The sequence below is a fragment of the Thalassolituus alkanivorans genome, assembly GCF_020447205.1.
GTDB lineage: Bacteria > Pseudomonadota > Gammaproteobacteria > Pseudomonadales > Oceanobacteraceae > Venatoribacter > Venatoribacter alkanivorans.
In genome coordinates this window covers 174731-193451 of sequence record NZ_JAJAEL010000037.1, presented here as the reverse complement: position 1 = coordinate 193451, position 18721 = coordinate 174731, and the positions used below count along the sequence as shown (strand labels likewise).

Genomic DNA, 18721 nt, shown 5'->3' with positions numbered 1-18721 from the left:
ATCAGTTCTCCATTCCAAACCGTCCGCGCTGTGCAATGCTGCCTTCTAAGAGTTCTATAAAGGCATCGATGCTCATTACACCCAGGTCTTCACCTTTACGGGTACGCACAGCGACGGTGTTTGCTTCTACTTCTTTATCCCCTACAACCAACAGGTAGGGTACCTTGTGCAAAGTGTGCTCGCGGATTTTAAAGCCGATCTTCTCGTTTCTCAAGTCCGCAACGGCCCGGAAGCCTTTTGATTTCAGGTTTTGGGCCAGATTCTGACAATATTCACCCTGATTGTCGGTGATATTGAGAACCGATACCTGCTGCGGTGCCAGCCATGGCGGCATCGCACCCGCATAGTGCTCGATCAGAATTCCGATAAAGCGTTCGAAAGAGCCCAGAATCGCCCGGTGCAGCATCACGGGGGTTTTACGCTCGCCGTCTTCATCGACGTACTGAGCACCAAGACGCTCCGGCAGCATGAAATCGAGCTGCACAGTACCACACTGCCAGACGCGGTTTAAGCAATCACGCAGTGAGAATTCAATTTTAGGGCCATAGAAAGCACCTTCACCCGGCTGCAGCTCCCATTCCAGACCCGCATCATTGAGCGCGTCTTCCAGTGCCGCTTCAGCCTGATCCCACAGTGCATCATCACCGATACGGCCTTCCGGACGGGTGGACAGCTTCATTTCCACCGCATCGAAGCCGAAGTCTTTGTACACGGCCAGAGTCAGCTTGATGAAGTCAGAGGCTTCCTGACGGATCTGTTTTTCCGACACAAAGATGTGCGCATCGTCCTGGGTAAAGCCACGCACACGCATAATGCCATGCAGTGCACCGGACGGCTCGTTACGGTGACAGGAACCGAATTCCGCCAGACGCAGCGGCAGATCGCGGTAGCTCTTCAGCCCCTGATTGAACACCTGAATATGACACGGGCAGTTCATCGGTTTAACCGCGTAAGTACGCTTCTCGGACTCAGTGGTGAACATGGCATCGCCATAGTGTTCCCAGTGGCCGGATTTTTCCCACAGCGAGCGGTCAACGACCTGCGGTGTTTTGATTTCCTGATAGCCGGCGTCCTGCTGCACTTTGCGCATGTACTGTTCCAGTACCTGCCACATAGTCCAGCCATTCGGGTGCCAGAACACCATACCCGGCGCTTCTTCCTGCAGGTGGAACAGATCCAGCTGCTTGGCCAGCTTACGGTGATCGCGTTTTTCCGCTTCTTCGATACGGGTGATGTAGGCCTTCAGATCTTTTTTGTCGTTCCAGGCAGTACCGTAAATACGCTGCAGCTGTTTGTTCTGCGAGTCACCACGCCAGTAAGCACCGGAAACACGCATCAGCTTGAACACACGCATAACACGGGTATTCGGCACGTGCGGGCCACGACACATGTCGATGTATTCTTCGTGATGATACAGACCAACGGCCTCTTCACCTTTCTGAATCAGGTCGTCAATCAGCTCAACTTTGTAGTCTTCGCCACGGTCAACGAAAACACGACGCGCTTCTTTAATCGGCGTCATTTTCTTGATGACTTCGTAGTCTTTCTTGATCAGCTCACCAACACGTTTTTCGATCGCGGTTACGTCTTCCGGAGTAAAAGGACGTTCAAACTCGATGTCGTAATAAAAGCCGTTATCGATAACAGGACCGATTGCCATTTTTGCTGTTGGGTACAGCTGCTTTACCGCATGTCCGACCAGGTGCGCAAAGGAGTGGCGGATAACTTCCAGACCTTCTTCATCGCGACCGGTGATCAGCGTGATATTCGCGTCTTCGGTGATCAGTTCACAGGCGTCCACCAGCTGGCCATTAATACGGCCACACACCGTTGCTTTTGCCAGGCCAGGGCCAATATCTTCGGCCACCTGCAGCAGTGTTACCGGCTGGGCAAATTCGCGTTTGGAACCATCAGGAAGGGTAATAACAGGCATATCAGATCCTTGTCAGTGGTGGCCCCCACGACAGGCCACATGAATAAAAAAAGAGGACGTACTCTACAGACCACGCCGCGCGCTGTAAACCGCGGGTTTTATTACGCCGGTAACCTCAGCTCCGGTGCAGCCACTGGCGCGGCGATAATCCGCTTTCACGCTTAAACGCCCGGCTGAAGGCACTCTGCTCGGAATAGCCCAGCAGTAATGCAATTTCGCTGTGGGTCAGGCGGCCTTCACTCAGATATTCTTTCGCCAGCTGCATGCGCGTTTGCGCCAGCACCTCTTTAAAGGCCAGCTGGTGCTCTTCCAGACGACGGAATAATGTGCGCTCGGAAAGATGCAGTAAACGGGCAACTGTACGCGAGGTTGGTTCGCCACTCTGCAAGGCTTTCAGCAGTGCCGTACGCAGGCTCTGCACAAAACTTTCGCTCTGCGGCAGCACATCCATTAATGCCTGGGCCTGCTGCTCCAGCAATTGCTTTAAGCCGGCATTGTGGTTGTTGACCGGCAGCGCCAGATATTCCGGCCGGATCAGAATGGCGGTTTGCGCCTGCTGAAACAGCACCTCACAGCCCAGCGTCTGGCGATAAGGTTTGGTATCGGCCGGCTCGGCAAACGAAAAATGCACCGCCTGCGGGCTTAAATCGGCTCGCGCTGTCATCTGACGGATAAAGGTGAGCATACCCACCACCAGCACCTCATCCGACAAGCGCGACGACGGGCCGTAGTCGGTACTCCAGCTCAGACGCAGACACCCATCCTGCAGGCTGGCCGTTGCCCGGTCGCCATCGTGCAGCAGCCGCTGATAACGCTGAAACCCCTGCAGAGCGTCAGCCACCGTTTCACTCGACAGCAACAGATAACCCAGCACGCCGACAAACTCCGGCCGCACCAGCAACCCCAGTTCCAGACCGATATGCCGCTGCGGATAACGCTGCTGCAAACGCTCAAGCAGCTCCCACCACTGGCTGAAGCTGATGCGACTGTCGGCGGTAAAGCCCTGCAGATAGGCATACAGGTCGCAGCGGGTATCGCCCTCCTGCTCAAGAAAACAGCGCGCCAGACCGGCCAGATCACCACTGACCTGCAGCTGCGCCAGCATTGTCATACCTGTTTCTCCATCGACCCAACGTCCTCATCAACCCAACATCCATACGCACAACGGCAACATCACATCGCCCACACCCGCAAGATGGCAGGGATTGTCAAAATAAAGACAGTAAATGTCAATTCAGCATTCCAGCCAAGCCCTAAAGTAGAGGCCTAAAACAATAATAAGGAGTCACGCATGCAAGATGTTCTGCACGCCCTGTTTTTCGTCGTCGCCTTTGGCGGTCTGTTTCTTGGCGTTATGCTGGCGGAATACTGGTATGCCCGCCGTCAGGGTAAAACCGGCATTTACCATGCGCGCGAAACCCTCGCCAACCTGACCACCGGTTTTTCCTACAAGCTGGTCGACGGCATCGCCATTGCTTTGTTTATTCAGGCGTTCTATCTGTGGGTGTACGACTATGGCCTGCAATGGAATCCGGAACTGTCAGTTTTCAGCGTGTTGGCGCTGATTGTGTTTATCGACTTCTGCTTCTACGTCAACCATGTGCTGATGCACAAAGTGCGCTGGTTCTGGAATGTGCATGTTACCCATCATTCGTCTGAACATATGAATTTCTCCACTGCGCTGCGCCAGAACTTTACCTTTGCTCTGTCCGGTTCCTGGCTGTTCTGGTGGATTCCGGCGGCGCTGATTGGCTTTGATAAAAACTGGGTTCTGCTCGCGATTGAAGGCAATCTTGTTTATCAGTTTTTCCTGCACACCGAGCAGGTGCGCAAGCTGGGCTGGCTGGAAAAATTTATGAATACTCCGTCACACCACCGCGTACATCACGGCAGCAACCCGAAGCAGATTGATACCAACTTCGGCGGTATTTTTATATTCTGGGACAAAATATTCGGTACTTTCCGGGCAGAAGATGACGCCGGCGAAATTAAGTACGGCGTGACCCGTATGCCGGAAAAGCCTTACAACCCGTTTTACCTGCAGGTGCACGACTGGGTGGATATGTTCCGCGATGTCTGGCGCTATAAAGACCTGCGGATTCTGTATAAGCATCCCGACTGGGCGCAGCAGCAATACGGCAGCCGCAACGGGTTAAAATAATTATATTTAAGGACGCCTGCGGGCGTCCTTAACTGCACCAGCAACTACACCAGAAAATACACCAACAACAACGAAAACCGCACCAGCACAAACACTGATAAAATCATCAAAAAAATTCATAACCTCCTCCCGCCATTGCTGCAAATCAAGACAGAGCGAAATTCCGCAGCAGTCATTGCCGCACCCAGCAGAGCAGTCTAAGCTCACCGATATACTGGCCAACATTTCCGACATGACTAAGCCCCCTGACGCAACCACAAATACTCCACCGGACGCAGTACAGCAAGCGGCCCAGGACTCTGCCGTTGTCACCGTTCTGAACAGCCTTGATGCGCTGATTTATGTCGCCGACATGTCGACCCATGAGCTGCTGTTTATCAACGATTATGCCCGCCAGAAATGGGGCGAACCCGGTAACAAACGCTGCTGGGAATATCTGCAGAAAGATCAGCAAGGCCCCTGTGCGTTCTGCACCAATCACAAACTGGTGGATGAGCATCAACAGCCAACGGGGGTATACGTCTGGGAATTCCAGAACACTCAGAACAAGCACTGGTATCAGTGTCGCGATGAAGCCATCCGCTGGGTCGACGGCCGCCTGGTACGTATTGAAATTGCGACCGATATCTCCGACCGAAAACGTATGGAGCAGGAACTGGAAGCAGCCCGCCGCGAAGCTGAATATCTGGCCGGCACTGATGCCCTGACCCGGCTGAATAACCGCCGCGCCTTTTTTAAACTGGGCGAACAGGTTCTTAAAGAAGCCCTGCGTTTCAGCCGCCCTACCTCGATCATTATGTTCGATCTGGATCACTTTAAGCAGATCAATGATACCTGGGGACACAGTGCCGGTGATGCCGTTTTGCAGCGGGTTGCGACGCTGGCCGAAGCCACCGTAAGAAATGCGGATATTCTGGCCCGCATTGGTGGCGAAGAATTTGCCATCCTGCTGCCACAGACCGATATGCCGCAGGCACGTATCCTGGCAGAGCGCATCCGGCAAGCACTGACCGATGACGTGTTACCCATCAACGGCATGGACATTAATGTTCAGGCAAGCTTTGGTATAAGCAGCTGTGAGCATTGCGACGATATGACGCTGGCTGACCTGCTGAACATTGCCGATGAGCAGCTTTACCTTTCCAAAAAACTTGGCCGTAACCGCATATCATCACATCAGATCAGCAAACCTTAACCCCACCACCGGCAACGCCACCCCATCCTTTGCGAACGCAGAACCACTGCGCAGGTGATTGTTTTTCAAGCACTTATCAGACAGAAATTCATTAACCGATGGCGAAAAGCACTTGCACCCATGAAAAGGCATCGTTAATATACGCGCCACTTCAGGACTATAGCTCAGTTGGTTAGAGCGCTACCTTGACATGGTAGAGGTCGCCAGTTCGAATCTGGCTAGTCCTACCAGAATTAAAAAAACCGGCCTCTGGCCGGTTTTTTCGTTTCTGCACTTTGCTTCAGTTCTGCACGTGGCTTTTTATCAGACTGCGCCAGTGAAACAAGAACAGCCTCAGCTGTTCTCGATCACCTTATTTTTCATCTGATGCAGCAAGTCACGCAGACGCGCCGCTTCTTCAAAATTAAGATCCTTCGCGGCCTTAAACATCTGATCTTCGACTTTAGCCACGCGCTTAACCAGCTCAGCGGCAGACAATGCCTGCCAGTCATCCGCCGCATAACCGGCCTGATCTTCAGCCACTTTACGCCCACGGGTCTTGCCTTTGCCTTTCTTACCCGGCGGTGGCGCCGCTTCGAGAATGTCTTCCACCGACTTGGTCACCCCAACCGGAGTAATGCCATGCTCGGTATTGAAAGCCACCTGTTTTTCACGGCGGCGGTCGGTTTCATCGATGGCTCTCTGCATCGAATCGGTCATGCGGTCAGCGTAGAGAATCGCTTTACCATTGAGGTTGCGCGCAGCCCGGCCGATGGTCTGAATAAGCGAGCGTTCAGAACGCAGGAAGCCTTCTTTATCAGCATCGAAAATCGCCACCAGCGACACTTCCGGAATATCCAGACCTTCACGCAATAAGTTAATACCCACCAACACGTCAAACTCGCCCAGACGCAGGTCGCGGATAATTTCCACCCGCTCAACCGTATCAATATCAGAGTGCAGATAACGCACGCGGATACCCTGCTCGAGCAAAAACTCGGTCAGGTCTTCGGCCATGCGTTTGGTCAGCACGGTAATCAGAATCCGCTCGCCATTGGCGACGCGCTCGCGCAATTCATGCAGCACATCGTCCACCTGGCCGGTGGCCGGACGCACTTCAATTTCAGGATCGATCAGACCGGTCGGACGCACCACCTGCTCAACCACGGCATCCTGATGTTCTTTTTCATAATTACCCGGCGTCGCCGACACAAAAATGCACTGCGGCACAATGGCTTCCCATTCTTCAAAGCGCATCGGCCGGTTATCCAGCGCCGATGGCAGACGGAAACCAAACTGCACCAGGGTTTCTTTACGCGAACGGTCACCGCGGTACATACCGCCGATCTGCGGAATCGTCACATGGGATTCATCGACAAACACCAGCGCATCATCGGGAATATAATCAAACAACGTTGGCGGTGGCGCGCCCTCTTCACGCCCGGATAAATAGCGCGAATAGTTTTCAATCCCGGAGCAATAACCCAGCTCCTGCATCATCTCGATATCGTAACGGGTACGCTGTTCCAGCCGTTGCGCTTCAACCAGTAAATTATTGTCGCGGTAATACTGCAGGCGTTCTTCTAGCTCGACCTTAATGCCTTCGACCGCATCAAGGATGCGCTGGCGTGGCGTTACATAGTGGGTTTTCGGATAAATAGTTACCCGCGCCAGACGGTTCAGCACCTCACCGGTCAGCGGGTCAAAGCTGCTGATCTGCTCGACTTCATCGTCGAACAGTTCAACACGTACCGCTTCGTCGTCGCTTTCCGCCGGGAAGATATCAATCACATCACCACGCACCCGGTAAGTACCGCGATGAAAATCCATATCGTTACGGGTGTATTGCAGCTCAGCCAGACGACGCAACACGGTACGCTGATCAATGCGGTCACCACGCACAATGTGCAGCATCATTTTCAGATAGGAGTCCGGATCACCCAGACCATAAATCGCCGATACGGTGGCCACAATCACTGCATCGCGGCGCTCCATCAGCGCTTTGGTTGCTGACAGCCGCATCTGCTCAATGTGCTCGTTAACCGAAGCATCCTTATCGATAAAGGTGTCCGACGATGGCACATAGGCTTCCGGCTGGTAGTAGTCGTAGTAAGAAACGAAATACTCAACCGCGTTATTGGGGAAAAACTCTTTAAACTCACCGTACAGCTGAGCCGCCAGGGTCTTATTATGCGCCATGATAATGGCCGGGCGCTGACACTGAGCGATTACATTGGCCATGGTGTAGGTCTTGCCTGAACCGGTCACACCCAGCAGGGTTTGCTTCAGCAGACCGGCATTTACACCACCGACCAGCTGGCGGATGGCTTCCGGCTGATCACCGGCGGGAGAATATTTGGCAGAAAGCTCAAATGCCTTGCTCATCAGGATTCCAGTTATAGGTTAAATCAAGTAGCATTATACGGTTTTTTTTACCGGCAGGACTTGGCGCTTTACGCCCGTTTCTGCCGCCGACCATCGCGTTATTGAGGATACACATTTTGGATCTGCAATTGTCTGATCGCGTTCAACAGATCAAGCCCTCCCCAACACTGGCCGTGACTAACCGTGCTGCCGAACTCAAGGCTGCAGGCAAAGACATTATTGGCCTGGGTGCCGGTGAGCCGGATTTCGATACCCCCGAGCATATCAAGCAGGCGGCGGTTGAGGCTATTAACAACGGTTTTACCAAATACACCGCGGTGGACGGTACTCCGGGTCTGAAGAAAGCGATTATTAACAAGCTGCAGAACGATAATGGCCTGAGCTACGAAGCCAACCAGATTCTGGTGTCCTGCGGCGGCAAGCAGAGCTTCTTTAACCTGGCTCTGGCCTACATCAATCCGGGCGATGAAGTTGTGATTCCGGCGCCATACTGGGTTTCTTACCCGGACATGGTCGTGATTGCCGGTGGCGTGCCGGTGGTTATCGAAACCGATGAAAGCACCCGCTTTAAAATCACCGCCGAGCAGCTGGAAGCGTCGATCACCGATAAAACCAAACTGGTGGTGCTGAACAGCCCGTCCAACCCGTCTGGTGTGGCCTATACCGCCGACGAACTGAAGGCCCTGGGCGCCGTTCTGAAAAAGCATCCGCAGATCATGATCGCTACCGATGATATGTACGAGTACATCTGGTGGGCAGATTTTGCCTTCGAAAACATTCTTACCGTCTGCCCTGAACTGTATGACCGCACCATCGTGCTGAACGGTGTATCCAAGGCGTACAGCATGACCGGCTGGCGTATCGGCTATGCCGCTGGTCCGGCCAAGCTGATTGGCGCGATGAAGAAGGTACAGTCGCAGAGCACCTCTAACCCGACTTCTATTTCTCAGGTAGCGGCAGAAGCGGCACTGAATGGCGGCCGCGATTGCGTTCTGCCAATGGTTGAAGCCTTTAAAGAGCGTCACGACTACGTGGTGAAAACCCTGAACGAGATTCCGGGCTTCAGCTGCATCCCGGCCGACGGCGCTTTCTACGCCTTCCCGAATGTCAAAGGTGCGATGGATAAAGCCGGTATCGATAACGATGTCGACTTTGCCGAAAAACTGTTGCTGGAAGCCGGTGTCGCGCTGGTTCCGGGTTCTGCCTTCGGCTCACCGGGCTATATGCGTCTGTCGTTCGCGACCAGCATGAAAACTCTGGAAGATGCCCTGAACCGCATCAAAAAAGCACTCAGCTGAGTGCTTTTACGACACGGTTCACGCATATAAAAAAACCGCCTACTGGCGGTTTTTTTTATATCTGCTGTTCACCTGGCTCCCACGCTCTGCGTGGTAGCCCTTGCTGACACAGTCGCATTCCCACGCGGAGCGTAGGAACGAGGAATAACGCGAAAGGAACGAGAAAAAAGCTTACCAGCCCATTTCCGCCTTAATAAAAGGAATGGTCAGCTTACGCTGGGCCGACAAAGAGGCCTGATCGAGGGTTTCCAGCAAATCAAACAGGCCCTGCATATCACGCGGACCACGGGTCAGAATAAAGCGCGCCACTTCATCACTCATATTCAGACCACGGCGCTTGGCGCGCAGCAACAGAGCCAGTACTTTATCGTTATCTTCCAGCGGCTCGACCTGATACACCATGCCCCAGCTGAGACGGGATGACAGATCGGGCAGCTCCACACCGATATGACCCGGCGCCTGACTGGCGGCAATCAGTAAGTGCCCCTGACGGTCGCGGATACGGTTAAACAAATGAAACAGCCCTTCTTCCCAATCCGGGCGACCTGCAACGGCCTGAATATTATCCAGCGCAACCAGCGGTAACTGCTCCATCGCATCAAGAACCGCCGGGCTGTATTCCACCAGTTCGTCCAGCGGCAGATAGACGCTTTGATGTCCCAGCCCTTCAGCATAATGGCAGGAAGCCTGCAGCAGATGACTGCAGCCAACCCCCGGCGCGCCCCACAAATACAGGTAAGGCTCGCCATGCACCGTCCACTGCTGCTGCAGCGATTGCACGATCTGCTCGTTCGGGCCGGCGTAATAGTTAGCAAAGCGCGCATCATCGCGCACCGCGACCGACAGGGTCAGTTGTTGATGATGATCCATGATCTGCATTTACGGCTGCCAGCTAAAAACCTGCTCCTGCTCCGTGGCGAGCAGGCGCTTATCCAGGGCCAGAGTACTCCAGACCTGCGCCCAGTCGGCCGCCAGATCCAGCTCCAGTGTTAAATCCTGCTGATTAACCGCCAGCACACGTACCGAATTCACCGCCACATTGGCGTTCAGATAACTGATCACATCGTGATACTGGCGAAAATTCTGCACGCCCTGAATCATCAGCTGATGACCACCGGCAATACCATCGCTGCGCAGGGCATAGCGCGCAGAGAGAAAACCGGCCACCTGATCGGCCACCTGCAGCAGCACCGCATTCACGTCATCGCCTTCGGCCTGCAGGTCGAGCCAGTCCCCCTTATGCTGAATAAAGCCCTGATAAAGCCAGCCATTATCGCGCCCCGGAGACAAACGCCCGGCCATAAAGGCATCGGCGGCGTAACGGGCGGAGGCTTTCTGCACGTCGTCTTTAAACAGGCCCCACAGGCGCTCCACCGGCAACACCAGTTCGTCTTCCAGATCCTGCGCTGGCCATAACAGGGGAATTCCGCGTTCACTCATGGCGCGCTCGAGCCGTGCACGCCACGCGCCGCTGTTCTGATTCAGCGCCTTGCGCTGTAATTCATCTTCAACGCCCTGCCACAGCAATACCAGCGGACGGCTTTTACCCCACACCGGCTGCTGCGCGTCTTTTAACAGAGAATCAATCAGGTTCTGGGCAAATAAAACTTCTAGCAGCAGACTGTCGTCGGCTTCGTCACGGCTGTAGCGAAAACTTTTTACGTAGCGGTCAGCATTGGCCGCCGCAGCCTGTACTGTCTCATTCTGCACACTGGCCGTCTGGCCGGAGACCTTCACCAGCACCTGCTGCAGTGCATCCTGAATACCGCTCTGGCGGCTGTCCTGCGACTGATCGGCAACCGGCACGCGTACCTGATACAGGTCAGAGACGGTCACCGCATGACTGCCAAGGCTTAGAAACAACAATAAAATCAGACTGGCTGCACGCACAGACAGGTTCCTTACAGCTGAAGATTCAAATCGGGCGGTATTGTGCCACGAATGTTCAACATAACCACTACTGCGTCCGAAATTGTGCCGCAGGCCGCAAAATAAGAATGCGCCTCCCGCCGTCTTTACTCACAACATCTGTGCGAAAATCTGACCATACAGACAGCTTTCAGCCACTCTCAGATTTGCTCATTTCCATGATGCAGGACGGCGCACAAATCGTTAGAATACGCGCCTTTCTATGGGCCACCCAGTGACGACGGCATGAGTGAACAACAATCCCTGAGCTACAAAGACGCTGGTGTCGATATCGACGCCGGAAATGCATTGGTCGAACGCATCAAAGGCGTTGCCAAACGTACCCGCCGCCCGGAAGTGATGGCCGGACTGGGTGGTTTCGGCGCCCTGTTCGAGCTGCCACAGGGCTACCGCCAACCGGTTCTGGTATCCGGCACTGACGGTGTAGGCACCAAGCTGCGCCTGGCAATGGATCTGAAAAAGCACGACACCATCGGTATCGATCTGGTGGCCATGTGTGTGAACGATCTGGTGGTTGCCGGCGCTGAGCCGCTGTTTTTCCTCGACTACTACGCCACCGGCAAACTGAACGTGGACGTAGCCGCCGCAGTTGTCAGCGGTATCGGTGATGGCTGTGAGCAGGCCGGTGCCTCTCTGGTCGGTGGCGAAACCGCCGAAATGCCGGGCATGTACGAAGGCGAAGACTACGATCTGGCCGGTTTCTGCGTAGGTATCGTTGAGAAAGACGACATCATCGACGGCTCCAAAGTAAAAGCCGGCGACAAGCTGATCGCTATGGCGTCCAGCGGCCCGCACTCCAATGGTTACTCGCTGATCCGTAAGATTATCGAAGTATCCGGTGCAGACCTGAGTGCCGATCTGGATGGCCAGCCGGTTGCTGATGCGCTGATGGCGCCAACCCGTATTTATGTAAAATCCGCACTGAAGCTGATTAACGCCTCTGACGTACACGCTATGTGCCACGTCACCGGCGGCGGTTTCCAGGAAAACATTCCGCGCGTACTGCCTGACGACTGCAAAGCCGTTATCGATACCAACAGCTGGAAATGGCCTGCGGTTTTTGAATGGCTGCAGAGCAACGGCAAAGTGGCAACCGCAGAAATGTTTCGCACCTTTAACTGTGGTGTCGGCATGATTGTCGCGCTGCCGGAAGAAAAAGCCGATGCCGCTATCGCCCTGCTCAACGCCGAAGGCGAACAGGCATGGCTGATTGGTGAAGTTCAGGCCAAAGGTGAGGCTGACGAACAGGTTGAATTTACCGGTAACCGCAGTCTATGAACGACAGCAGCACCCACGATAAGCCTGCCGTACCGCGTATCGTGATTCTGATCTCCGGCAGTGGCAGCAATATGGTTGCCATTGCCGATGCCATTAAAAGTGGCAGTATGGAAGCCGAAATCGCTGCGGTTATCTGTAACCGTCCGGAAGCCGCGGGCCTGCAGAAAGCCCGCGACCGCGATCTGCCGACCTCCGTACTGGATCACAAAGAATTCAGCAGCCGTGAAGACTTCGACCGTGCACTGATGGCAGAAATCGACGAGCACGCTCCCGATCTGGTGGTGCTGGCCGGATTTATGCGCATTCTGACGCCGGATTTTGTCGCTCATTATCATGGCCGCATGCTGAATATTCACCCGTCATTACTGCCGAAATATCAGGGCCTGCATACCCATCAGCGCGCCCTTGATGATGGCGAGAGTGAGCATGGTGTGACGGTGCATTTTGTGACCGAAGAACTGGATGGCGGACCTAACGTGATTCAGGCCGTGGTGCCGGTATACGACGGCGACGATGCCGCCAGCCTGCAGAAACGCGTACAAATTCAGGAACACGTGATTTATCCGATTGCGGTTAAATGGTTTGTTGAAGGCCGCCTGACCATGGTCGGCAACAATGCCCGTCTGGATGGAAATGTGATTCCCGCCACCGGATTGCAACTGACGTCCTGATTTTGCTCCGATATACTGTTGGCCAAATGGACTTGGCTGACCTTTATGACTTCCTTTTTGCTTCCCCGCCTGCTGGCCTTCGCCCTGATCACCTGCCCCACTTTTTCCTTTGCAACAGCCGCAGAAGAGACTGCTGACAAAGAAAAATCTGCTGCCAGCCATCGTGAAGTCACAACCCTTAAGCCTTTTTCTGCACGCTATAAAACAGAGTGGAAACTCGGCTGGTTCAGCATTGATGTAGAAGCCGAACGCAACTTACGCCAACTCCCCAGTGGCCACTGGCTGTTAACGTTTGAAGCAGAAACCAGCGCCGCCGCACTGAAAGAAACATCCGAATTCAGCTTTGATGACGGCCAGATAAAACCGCTGGAATATCGCTACCGTGCCACCGGCTTGTTTAACGAGGCTGACCGCACGCTGTTATTTTCCCCACAACTGAAGCTGATCAAAGACCTGGAAAACAACAAAGACTATCCGAAGGCATGGAAAAACGAGGTTCATGACAACCTAACCTATATGCTGCAGGCCAGTCTCGATCTTTCTACCCTCAGAAAAGACACAGGCAGCCCTGAGAACCGAGCCAACAATCATGAGCTGAGCTACCCCGTATTTGAGAAAAAACGTGTTAAAGATTTCCAGTTCAGAATTATCGGCGAAGAGCAGCTGAGTACCCGGATAGGTAAGCTGAAAACCATCAAGGTTGAACAGATACGTCAGAAAAAAGGCCGCGAAGTCTTTGCCTGGTTTGCCATCGATCGCGGCTATCAGCTGGTACGCCTGGTCGATAAAGAAAAAGGTAAAACCCGCTATCAGATTGATATTACCGACCTCAAGGGCTGAACATTTCGCCTGCTTCGCGCTGCTGCGCTTTTCAGGTAAACTGCGCCCTCTTTTTTACTCAACAGGAAGCACAGCATGCGACTCAGCGACGGCGATATTGAACAGCGCATTGCCGATGGCAGCATTGTTATCGATCCAAAGCCAGCCAGCGATGCCATTGCCGGCATCAGCGTAGATCTGCGCCTCGACCACCGCTTCCGCGTATTCAACAACAACTCAGTGACCCACCTCGATCTGTCCGGTGACCGCATTCAGCTTGAACGCGATATCAACCGTATTATGAGTAAAGAGATCGAGATTGAAGCCGATGACGCTTTGTTTATTCACCCGGGCGAACTGGTGCTGGGCGCAACACTGGAATCGGTCAGCGTACCCGAAGACCTGGTTGGCTGGCTGGACGGCCGCAGCTCCCTCGCCCGCCTCGGCCTGATGGTGCATGTGACCGCCGGGCGTATTGATCCGGGCTGGCAGGGGCAGATCGTGCTGGAGTTCTATAACAACGGCAAACTGCCACTGGCGCTACGTCCGGGTATGGTGATCTGCGCCATGTCGTTTGAGATGCTTTCAAGCCCGGCGCTGCGCCCTTATAACAAGCGTGAAAACGCCAAGTATCGCGATCAGAAAGGGGCTACCTTCAGCCGGATTGCGAAGGACTGACCTTCAGATAACAGGCATAAAAAAGCCCGGCAAGATTGCCGGGCTTTTTGTATCCATCACCTGAGGATGTGCAGCCTTAACCCTTTACGCGTGAAGACAGCATAGCCGCCCGGATCAATGCCAGCATAACCCCAAGCATTCCGCCCAGAATAATTCCCAGCGCCAGATGCAGCCCCATTTTCCGCCCCATCTGAAAGCTTCCACCACGCACTACCGGCGCAGCATCTGCCACAAACAATTGCCCACCACTTTGCAATGTCTGCTCGCGATAAGCTCCGATAAAATTATCGAGCTGCTGCTGGATTGTGTTCAGATTGGTCTCAACTCCTTCCAAAGCAGCCTTTAAAATTGACTGTGAATCCAGGTTGCCATAGGTCTTATCATCAGATCCCGCCAGAATCGCAATCTCTTTCTCAAGTTCCAGCAACTCTTCGGTCGCAGCCGTACGGCGCTTGAATAAATCCTGACGCATCTCTACACCACCCAGTTTATTACCCAGCGCCAACAGGGAGTCTAAAAATGACTGGTCAAACTGCGCCCCGGAAGATTCATTACTGCCAGCCGTTTTATTCAGATCCTGAGTGCTGGTGCTCGACAGCTGATTCAGTGCGGCATCGTAGGATGCAACTAACTTCGTTAATCGCTCATGCTCCAGACGCAACAAACGCTGACGGGAAAACAGACGTACCATGATTGCCGGATCTTTCGCAGCCAATTCAGAAGAATTTGAATAGGCAAACTCACGCAAAGGGCCGATATCACTACCCTCCAGCATCACCAACTGGCGGCGTACATCATCCAGAGTGCGCCCATCGACAACCATGCTGCCGGAACCAGGCATTTTGGACAACTTACCTACTGCGGAACGCAGCGCCTCCAGATAGGTGGTAGCACCATCGTAGACGTCGATCAGATTCATGCCTTCAGCCGTACTGAAAGCAACCAAAGGCCGGTCAATATCGACATTCGTTAAGCCGCGCTCAATCGACAGCTGTGCCCAGGTATCCACCACATCAGCCAGCACCTCTGCGCCTTGCGTCGCAGTAAGCCCAGACTTCTGAAGATTCAGACTGAGGGTAAGAAACCCATGGGATTTATCATGCAGTTCAGTCAAAGCCGTATCGGCAGCGGTACGTATTTCCTGCGGTGTTTTGGCGTTCGCCAATAACTCGTTCAGCTTGTCTTCACTCTCCTGATAAAGGGAATTAGAATATGATACGTTCAGCGCATTCACCAATTTGTCGGCTGATACTGCAATTTCGCCCCGTGCAGCGAGTGCGTTGATCACTGCCGGGGCGATAACATCACGGGGACTGAATACTGTTCCGTTCGGATATTTACCGTCACTCAGGAAAGTCAGTGCAATGGGGTATTCAACCTGCTGCGATACAGAAAAAGACGCCTTGGAAAAATGGAATGCCACAACAGCCAATCCCACGAACAAGGCAACTCCGATCACCAGTCCCCGCTGACGCCAGATATTACGGAACAGATCCGTCAAATTAATTTCATCGTCCGGGCCGACGACAGGGGTCGTAACCGCAGAATTAGAGGGGTATTGCTGGTTCATACGAGCTCCATTGCACTAAAGCGAAATCTGATTGCCAAGAATACCTTAAATTTATGACAGATAAAGCATCTCCGAGGTTGTTAATCGTCCTGTAATCAGCCTCCTCACTATTGACGCTAAAAATTAAAAGCCAACAAAATCAAACAGATGCTTGACAGAGAAAATCTGCATCAGCATAATGCGCGCACTTGCTGATGTTCCCCGATAGCTCAGTCGGTAGAGCAGTAGACTGTTAATCTATTGGTCGTTGGTTCAAGTCCAACTCGGGGAGCCATTTCAGCGACTACCTTCCTAATGCATACGCATAATCTCAGGATGAGACAAAGACTATCGCACCCTGAAAGTACCGTTATAATTTACAGTCCGCTGCAGCACAGAAGCGGTAAAAATTGTTAAACTTCAGGGAAGCCACCATAAAATGAATTTCAGCCCCATGATTAATTTCCTGCTGAATGCTCCCCGCCCGACTAAGCGTTTCATTTCTGTATCCTATGACCTTATAGCAATTCCTGTTGCTATTTACCTGGCTCTGGCTCTGCGCTATGGAACCGTTACGCCGAGAATAGACAACGCGGTTATTTCAGCAGCGCTGATCACAACCCTTCTTACGCTGACTGTCTTTGTCAGACTCGGCCTGTATCGTGCTGTTGTCCGTTTTATGGCCGGCCAGGCGTTTACGACCATGGCTCTGGGAATCGCTATTTCTGCCATTGCACTGGCCAGCAGTTCATTCTTCACGCATGCAAACGTCCCCCGCTCCAGCCTGATTATTTATTTCTTCACAGCCTTCGCACTTCTGGGCACCCCCAGATTATTTATACGCAGCATTGTTGGTCAGTTAAGCAAAGGCCAATGTGAACCGGTTCTGATATATGGTGCGGGGCAGCAGGGGGTAGCATTAGCCAAAGCACTAGCGGGCAGCGACCACTATCGCCCCTTTGCTTTTATTGATGACGACAATAAAAAGCAAAATATGAATATTCATGGACTCAAAGTCTATGATGCCAACAACATAGAATACATCATTGAACATCATAATATTAGAAAAGTTTTACTGGCTCTCGGCCGAACCAGTATATCTGAACGTAAGCAGCTGATTGAAAAGCTAACGGAAAGCAAGCTGGAGGTTCTTACCGCTCCCTCAGTAAACGATATCGTCAGTGGTAAAGCACGCATAGAAGAAGTTCGTGAAGTAGAAATCGAAGACCTGCTGGGCCGGGATTGCGTTAATCCCAGAACAGAGCTATTGCAAAACAATATCCTCAATAAAGTCGTATTAGTTACCGGAGCAGGAGGCTCAATTGGCTCGGAGCTATGCCGACAGGCCCTATTGCAACAGCCAAAACAACTGATTCTGTTTGAATTAAACGAATACAGCCTGTATGCCATTGAGCAGGAACTACAACAACTGAAAAGCGCCCACCAATTAGCTACTGACATTGTTTCTATTCTCGGCTCAGTGCAAAAGCAGAATCGTCTGGAAACCATTTTCCGCACCTTCTGCGTACAAACCATCTACCACGCCGCAGCTTATAAACACGTGCCCATGGTTGAACATAACGTGGTTGAAGGTGTGCGTAACAATGTATTTGGTACCTGGTATTGTGCTGAAGCGGCGATAGCTGCCGGCGTAGAGCGCTTTGTATTAATCTCTACCGATAAAGCCGTTCGCCCCACCAATGTTATGGGGGCTTCTAAGCGTATGGCGGAACTTGTTTTGCAGGCACTGGCAAACCGCCAGAGCGACACTCTGTTCTGCATGGTGCGTTTTGGCAACGTACTGGGCTCATCCGGTTCGGTCGTGCCTTTGTTCCGCAAACAAATTAAAGATGGCGGCCCGATTACCGTTACCCACCCAGACATTATTCGTTATTTTATGACTATACCCGAAGCCTCACAGTTGGTTATTCAGGCAGGTGCCATGGGCAAAGGTGGTGATGTGTTCGTATTGGATATGGGTGAACCAGTAAAAATTACCAGCCTGGCCAAGAAAATGATTCGCCTCTCTGGCCTGAGCGAAAAGACCGACCAGAACCCTCATGGCGATATAGAGCTGCAATTTACCGGCTTACGCCCAGGCGAAAAACTCTATGAAGAGCTGCTAATTGGCGACAATGTAGAGGGCACTGATCATCCACGAATTATGACGGCAAACGAAGTACACCTATCCTGGCCCGAGACACACAACTTGCTGAATCGCCTGGACAAAGCCTGTCACGACTTTAAAGTCGAAGAGGTTATCAATCTGCTACTTGAAGCCCCAGCCGCTTACAATAAACAAGGCGAGTGCCCAGACTGGGTACTGAATGCATCAAAAGTAAGCCACTAAAATGCTCCGATAATACCCGCCCTTTTCTCGTTTTCTCGTTCCCACGCTCCGCGTGGGAATGCAACTCCTACGCTCCATGTATGAATGCACTGTGCCCGCAAGGGCTAACGCTCCGCTTTCTCGTTCCCACGCTCCGCGTGGGAATGTAACTGTACCCGCAAGGGCTACCACGCAGAGCGTGGGAGCCAGATGTTACCTTTTCCCGTTCCTTCTTTCTCGTTCCCACGCTCCGCGTGGGAATGCAACTCCTACGCTCCATGTATGAATGCACTGTACAAGCAGGGGCTACCACGCAGAGCGTGGGAGCCAGATGTTACCTTTTCCCGTTCCTTCTTTCTCGTTCCCAGGCTCCGCGTGGGAATGCAACTCCTACACTCCGTGTGTGAATGCAACTGTGCCCGCAAAGGCTAACACGTAGAACGTGGGAGCCGGGTGTGCCCGCTCTGTTGCGAGCATTTTGCTTTTTCTCGTTCCTACGCTCCGCGTGGGAGTGAAA

14 protein-coding genes and 2 tRNA genes are annotated in these 18721 nt (G+C 53.0%); 10 read left to right on the top strand and 6 right to left on the bottom strand.

The window, feature by feature from the left end; all coding sequences use genetic code 11:
• Window position 1 precedes the first annotated feature (1 nt).
• Both thrS and LGT44_RS13815 read right to left on the bottom strand, forming a co-directional pair.
• A complete protein-coding gene (gene thrS, locus LGT44_RS13820) occupies window positions 2–1933 on the bottom strand; it encodes a threonine--tRNA ligase (RefSeq protein WP_145470285.1) in 1932 nt (643 codons plus the stop codon).
• 115 nt (window positions 1934–2048) lie between these two features.
• A complete protein-coding gene (locus tag LGT44_RS13815) occupies window positions 2049–3044 on the bottom strand; it encodes an AraC family transcriptional regulator (RefSeq protein ID WP_230331461.1) in 996 nt (331 codons plus the stop codon).
• 180 nt (window positions 3045–3224) lie between these two features.
• Here LGT44_RS13815 and LGT44_RS13810 point away from each other — a divergent pair, with 180 nt between their 5' ends.
• From LGT44_RS13810 to LGT44_RS13800, 3 genes are all read left to right on the top strand, one after another.
• Window positions 3225–4094, top strand: a complete 870-nt coding sequence (locus LGT44_RS13810) for a sterol desaturase family protein (RefSeq protein WP_230331462.1) — start codon at window positions 3225–3227, stop codon at window positions 4092–4094.
• A gap of 232 nt (window positions 4095–4326) precedes the next feature.
• Entirely contained in the window at window positions 4327–5289 is a 963-nt protein-coding gene (locus LGT44_RS13805) for a GGDEF domain-containing protein (RefSeq protein WP_230331463.1), read from the top strand.
• 153 nt (window positions 5290–5442) lie between these two features.
• Window positions 5443–5519, top strand: a tRNA-Val gene (locus LGT44_RS13800).
• A gap of 103 nt (window positions 5520–5622) precedes the next feature.
• On the opposite strand, the gene uvrB is transcribed toward LGT44_RS13800, so the two are convergent.
• Window positions 5623–7653, bottom strand: coding sequence for an excinuclease ABC subunit UvrB (uvrB, locus tag LGT44_RS13795; RefSeq protein WP_230331464.1), 2031 nt, complete (start codon window positions 7651–7653; stop codon window positions 5623–5625).
• Window positions 7654–7766: 113 nt separating this feature from the next.
• Between uvrB and LGT44_RS13790 the strand changes: the two genes are divergently transcribed.
• Window positions 7767–8951, top strand: a complete 1185-nt coding sequence (locus tag LGT44_RS13790) for a pyridoxal phosphate-dependent aminotransferase (RefSeq protein WP_328296354.1) — start codon at window positions 7767–7769, stop codon at window positions 8949–8951.
• Between the two features lie 171 nt (window positions 8952–9122).
• On the opposite strand, the gene hda is transcribed toward LGT44_RS13790, so the two are convergent.
• Together hda and LGT44_RS13780 are read right to left on the bottom strand one after the other, a co-directional pair.
• Entirely contained in the window at window positions 9123–9830 is a 708-nt protein-coding gene (gene hda / locus LGT44_RS13785; RefSeq protein ID WP_230331465.1) for a DnaA regulatory inactivator Hda, read from the bottom strand.
• Window positions 9831–10841, bottom strand: a complete 1011-nt coding sequence (locus LGT44_RS13780) for a DUF2066 domain-containing protein (protein ID WP_230331466.1) — start codon at window positions 10839–10841, stop codon at window positions 9831–9833.
• 264 nt (window positions 10842–11105) lie between these two features.
• Between LGT44_RS13780 and purM the strand changes: the two genes are divergently transcribed.
• The 4 genes from purM (at window position 11106) to dcd (ending at window position 14326) form a co-directional block, all read left to right on the top strand.
• Window positions 11106–12158, top strand: a complete 1053-nt coding sequence (gene purM / locus LGT44_RS13775; protein ID WP_145470276.1) for a phosphoribosylformylglycinamidine cyclo-ligase — start codon at window positions 11106–11108, stop codon at window positions 12156–12158.
• Complete coding sequence (gene purN, locus LGT44_RS13770; RefSeq protein WP_145470274.1) at window positions 12155–12829, top strand: phosphoribosylglycinamide formyltransferase; 675 nt, start codon at window positions 12155–12157, stop codon at window positions 12827–12829. Before purM ends, purN begins: the two co-directional genes overlap by 4 nt.
• A gap of 45 nt (window positions 12830–12874) precedes the next feature.
• Complete coding sequence (locus LGT44_RS13765; RefSeq protein WP_230331467.1) at window positions 12875–13669, top strand: DUF3108 domain-containing protein; 795 nt, start codon at window positions 12875–12877, stop codon at window positions 13667–13669.
• A 75-nt stretch (window positions 13670–13744) separates the two neighbouring features.
• Window positions 13745–14326: a dCTP deaminase gene (gene dcd / locus LGT44_RS13760; RefSeq protein WP_230331468.1), complete on the top strand. Its 582-nt coding sequence runs from the start codon at window positions 13745–13747 to the stop codon at window positions 14324–14326.
• 76 nt (window positions 14327–14402) lie between these two features.
• Here dcd and LGT44_RS13755 read toward each other — a convergent pair whose 3' ends face one another.
• Entirely contained in the window at window positions 14403–15896 is a 1494-nt protein-coding gene (locus LGT44_RS13755; protein ID WP_230331469.1) for a hypothetical protein, read from the bottom strand.
• A 198-nt stretch (window positions 15897–16094) separates the two neighbouring features.
• Here LGT44_RS13755 and LGT44_RS13750 point away from each other — a divergent pair.
• Together LGT44_RS13750 and LGT44_RS13745 are read left to right on the top strand one after the other, a co-directional pair.
• Window positions 16095–16170 (top strand) — tRNA-Asn (locus LGT44_RS13750).
• Between the two features lie 159 nt (window positions 16171–16329).
• Entirely contained in the window at window positions 16330–18225 is a 1896-nt protein-coding gene (locus tag LGT44_RS13745) for a polysaccharide biosynthesis protein (protein WP_230331470.1), read from the top strand.
• The last annotated feature ends 496 nt before the right edge of the window (window positions 18226–18721 follow it).

Coding starts and splice junctions, on each gene's coding strand:
- thrS (WP_145470285.1), bottom strand. CDS start 1,933: ATGCCTGTTATTACCCTTCCTGATGGTTCCAAACGCGAATTTGCCCAG.
- LGT44_RS13815 (WP_230331461.1), bottom strand. CDS start 3,044: ATGACAATGCTGGCGCAGCTGCAGGTCAGTGGTGATCTGGCCGGTCTG.
- LGT44_RS13810 (WP_230331462.1), top strand. CDS start 3,225: ATGCAAGATGTTCTGCACGCCCTGTTTTTCGTCGTCGCCTTTGGCGGT.
- LGT44_RS13805 (WP_230331463.1), top strand. CDS start 4,327: ATGACTAAGCCCCCTGACGCAACCACAAATACTCCACCGGACGCAGTA.
- uvrB (WP_230331464.1), bottom strand. CDS start 7,653: ATGAGCAAGGCATTTGAGCTTTCTGCCAAATATTCTCCCGCCGGTGAT.
- hda (WP_230331465.1), bottom strand. CDS start 9,830: ATGCAGATCATGGATCATCATCAACAACTGACCCTGTCGGTCGCGGTG.
- purM (WP_145470276.1), top strand. CDS start 11,106: ATGAGTGAACAACAATCCCTGAGCTACAAAGACGCTGGTGTCGATATC.
- purN (WP_145470274.1), top strand. CDS start 12,155: ATGAACGACAGCAGCACCCACGATAAGCCTGCCGTACCGCGTATCGTG.
- LGT44_RS13765 (WP_230331467.1), top strand. CDS start 12,875: ATGACTTCCTTTTTGCTTCCCCGCCTGCTGGCCTTCGCCCTGATCACC.
- dcd (WP_230331468.1), top strand. CDS start 13,745: ATGCGACTCAGCGACGGCGATATTGAACAGCGCATTGCCGATGGCAGC.
- LGT44_RS13755 (WP_230331469.1), bottom strand. CDS start 15,896: ATGAACCAGCAATACCCCTCTAATTCTGCGGTTACGACCCCTGTCGTC.
- LGT44_RS13745 (WP_230331470.1), top strand. CDS start 16,330: ATGATTAATTTCCTGCTGAATGCTCCCCGCCCGACTAAGCGTTTCATT.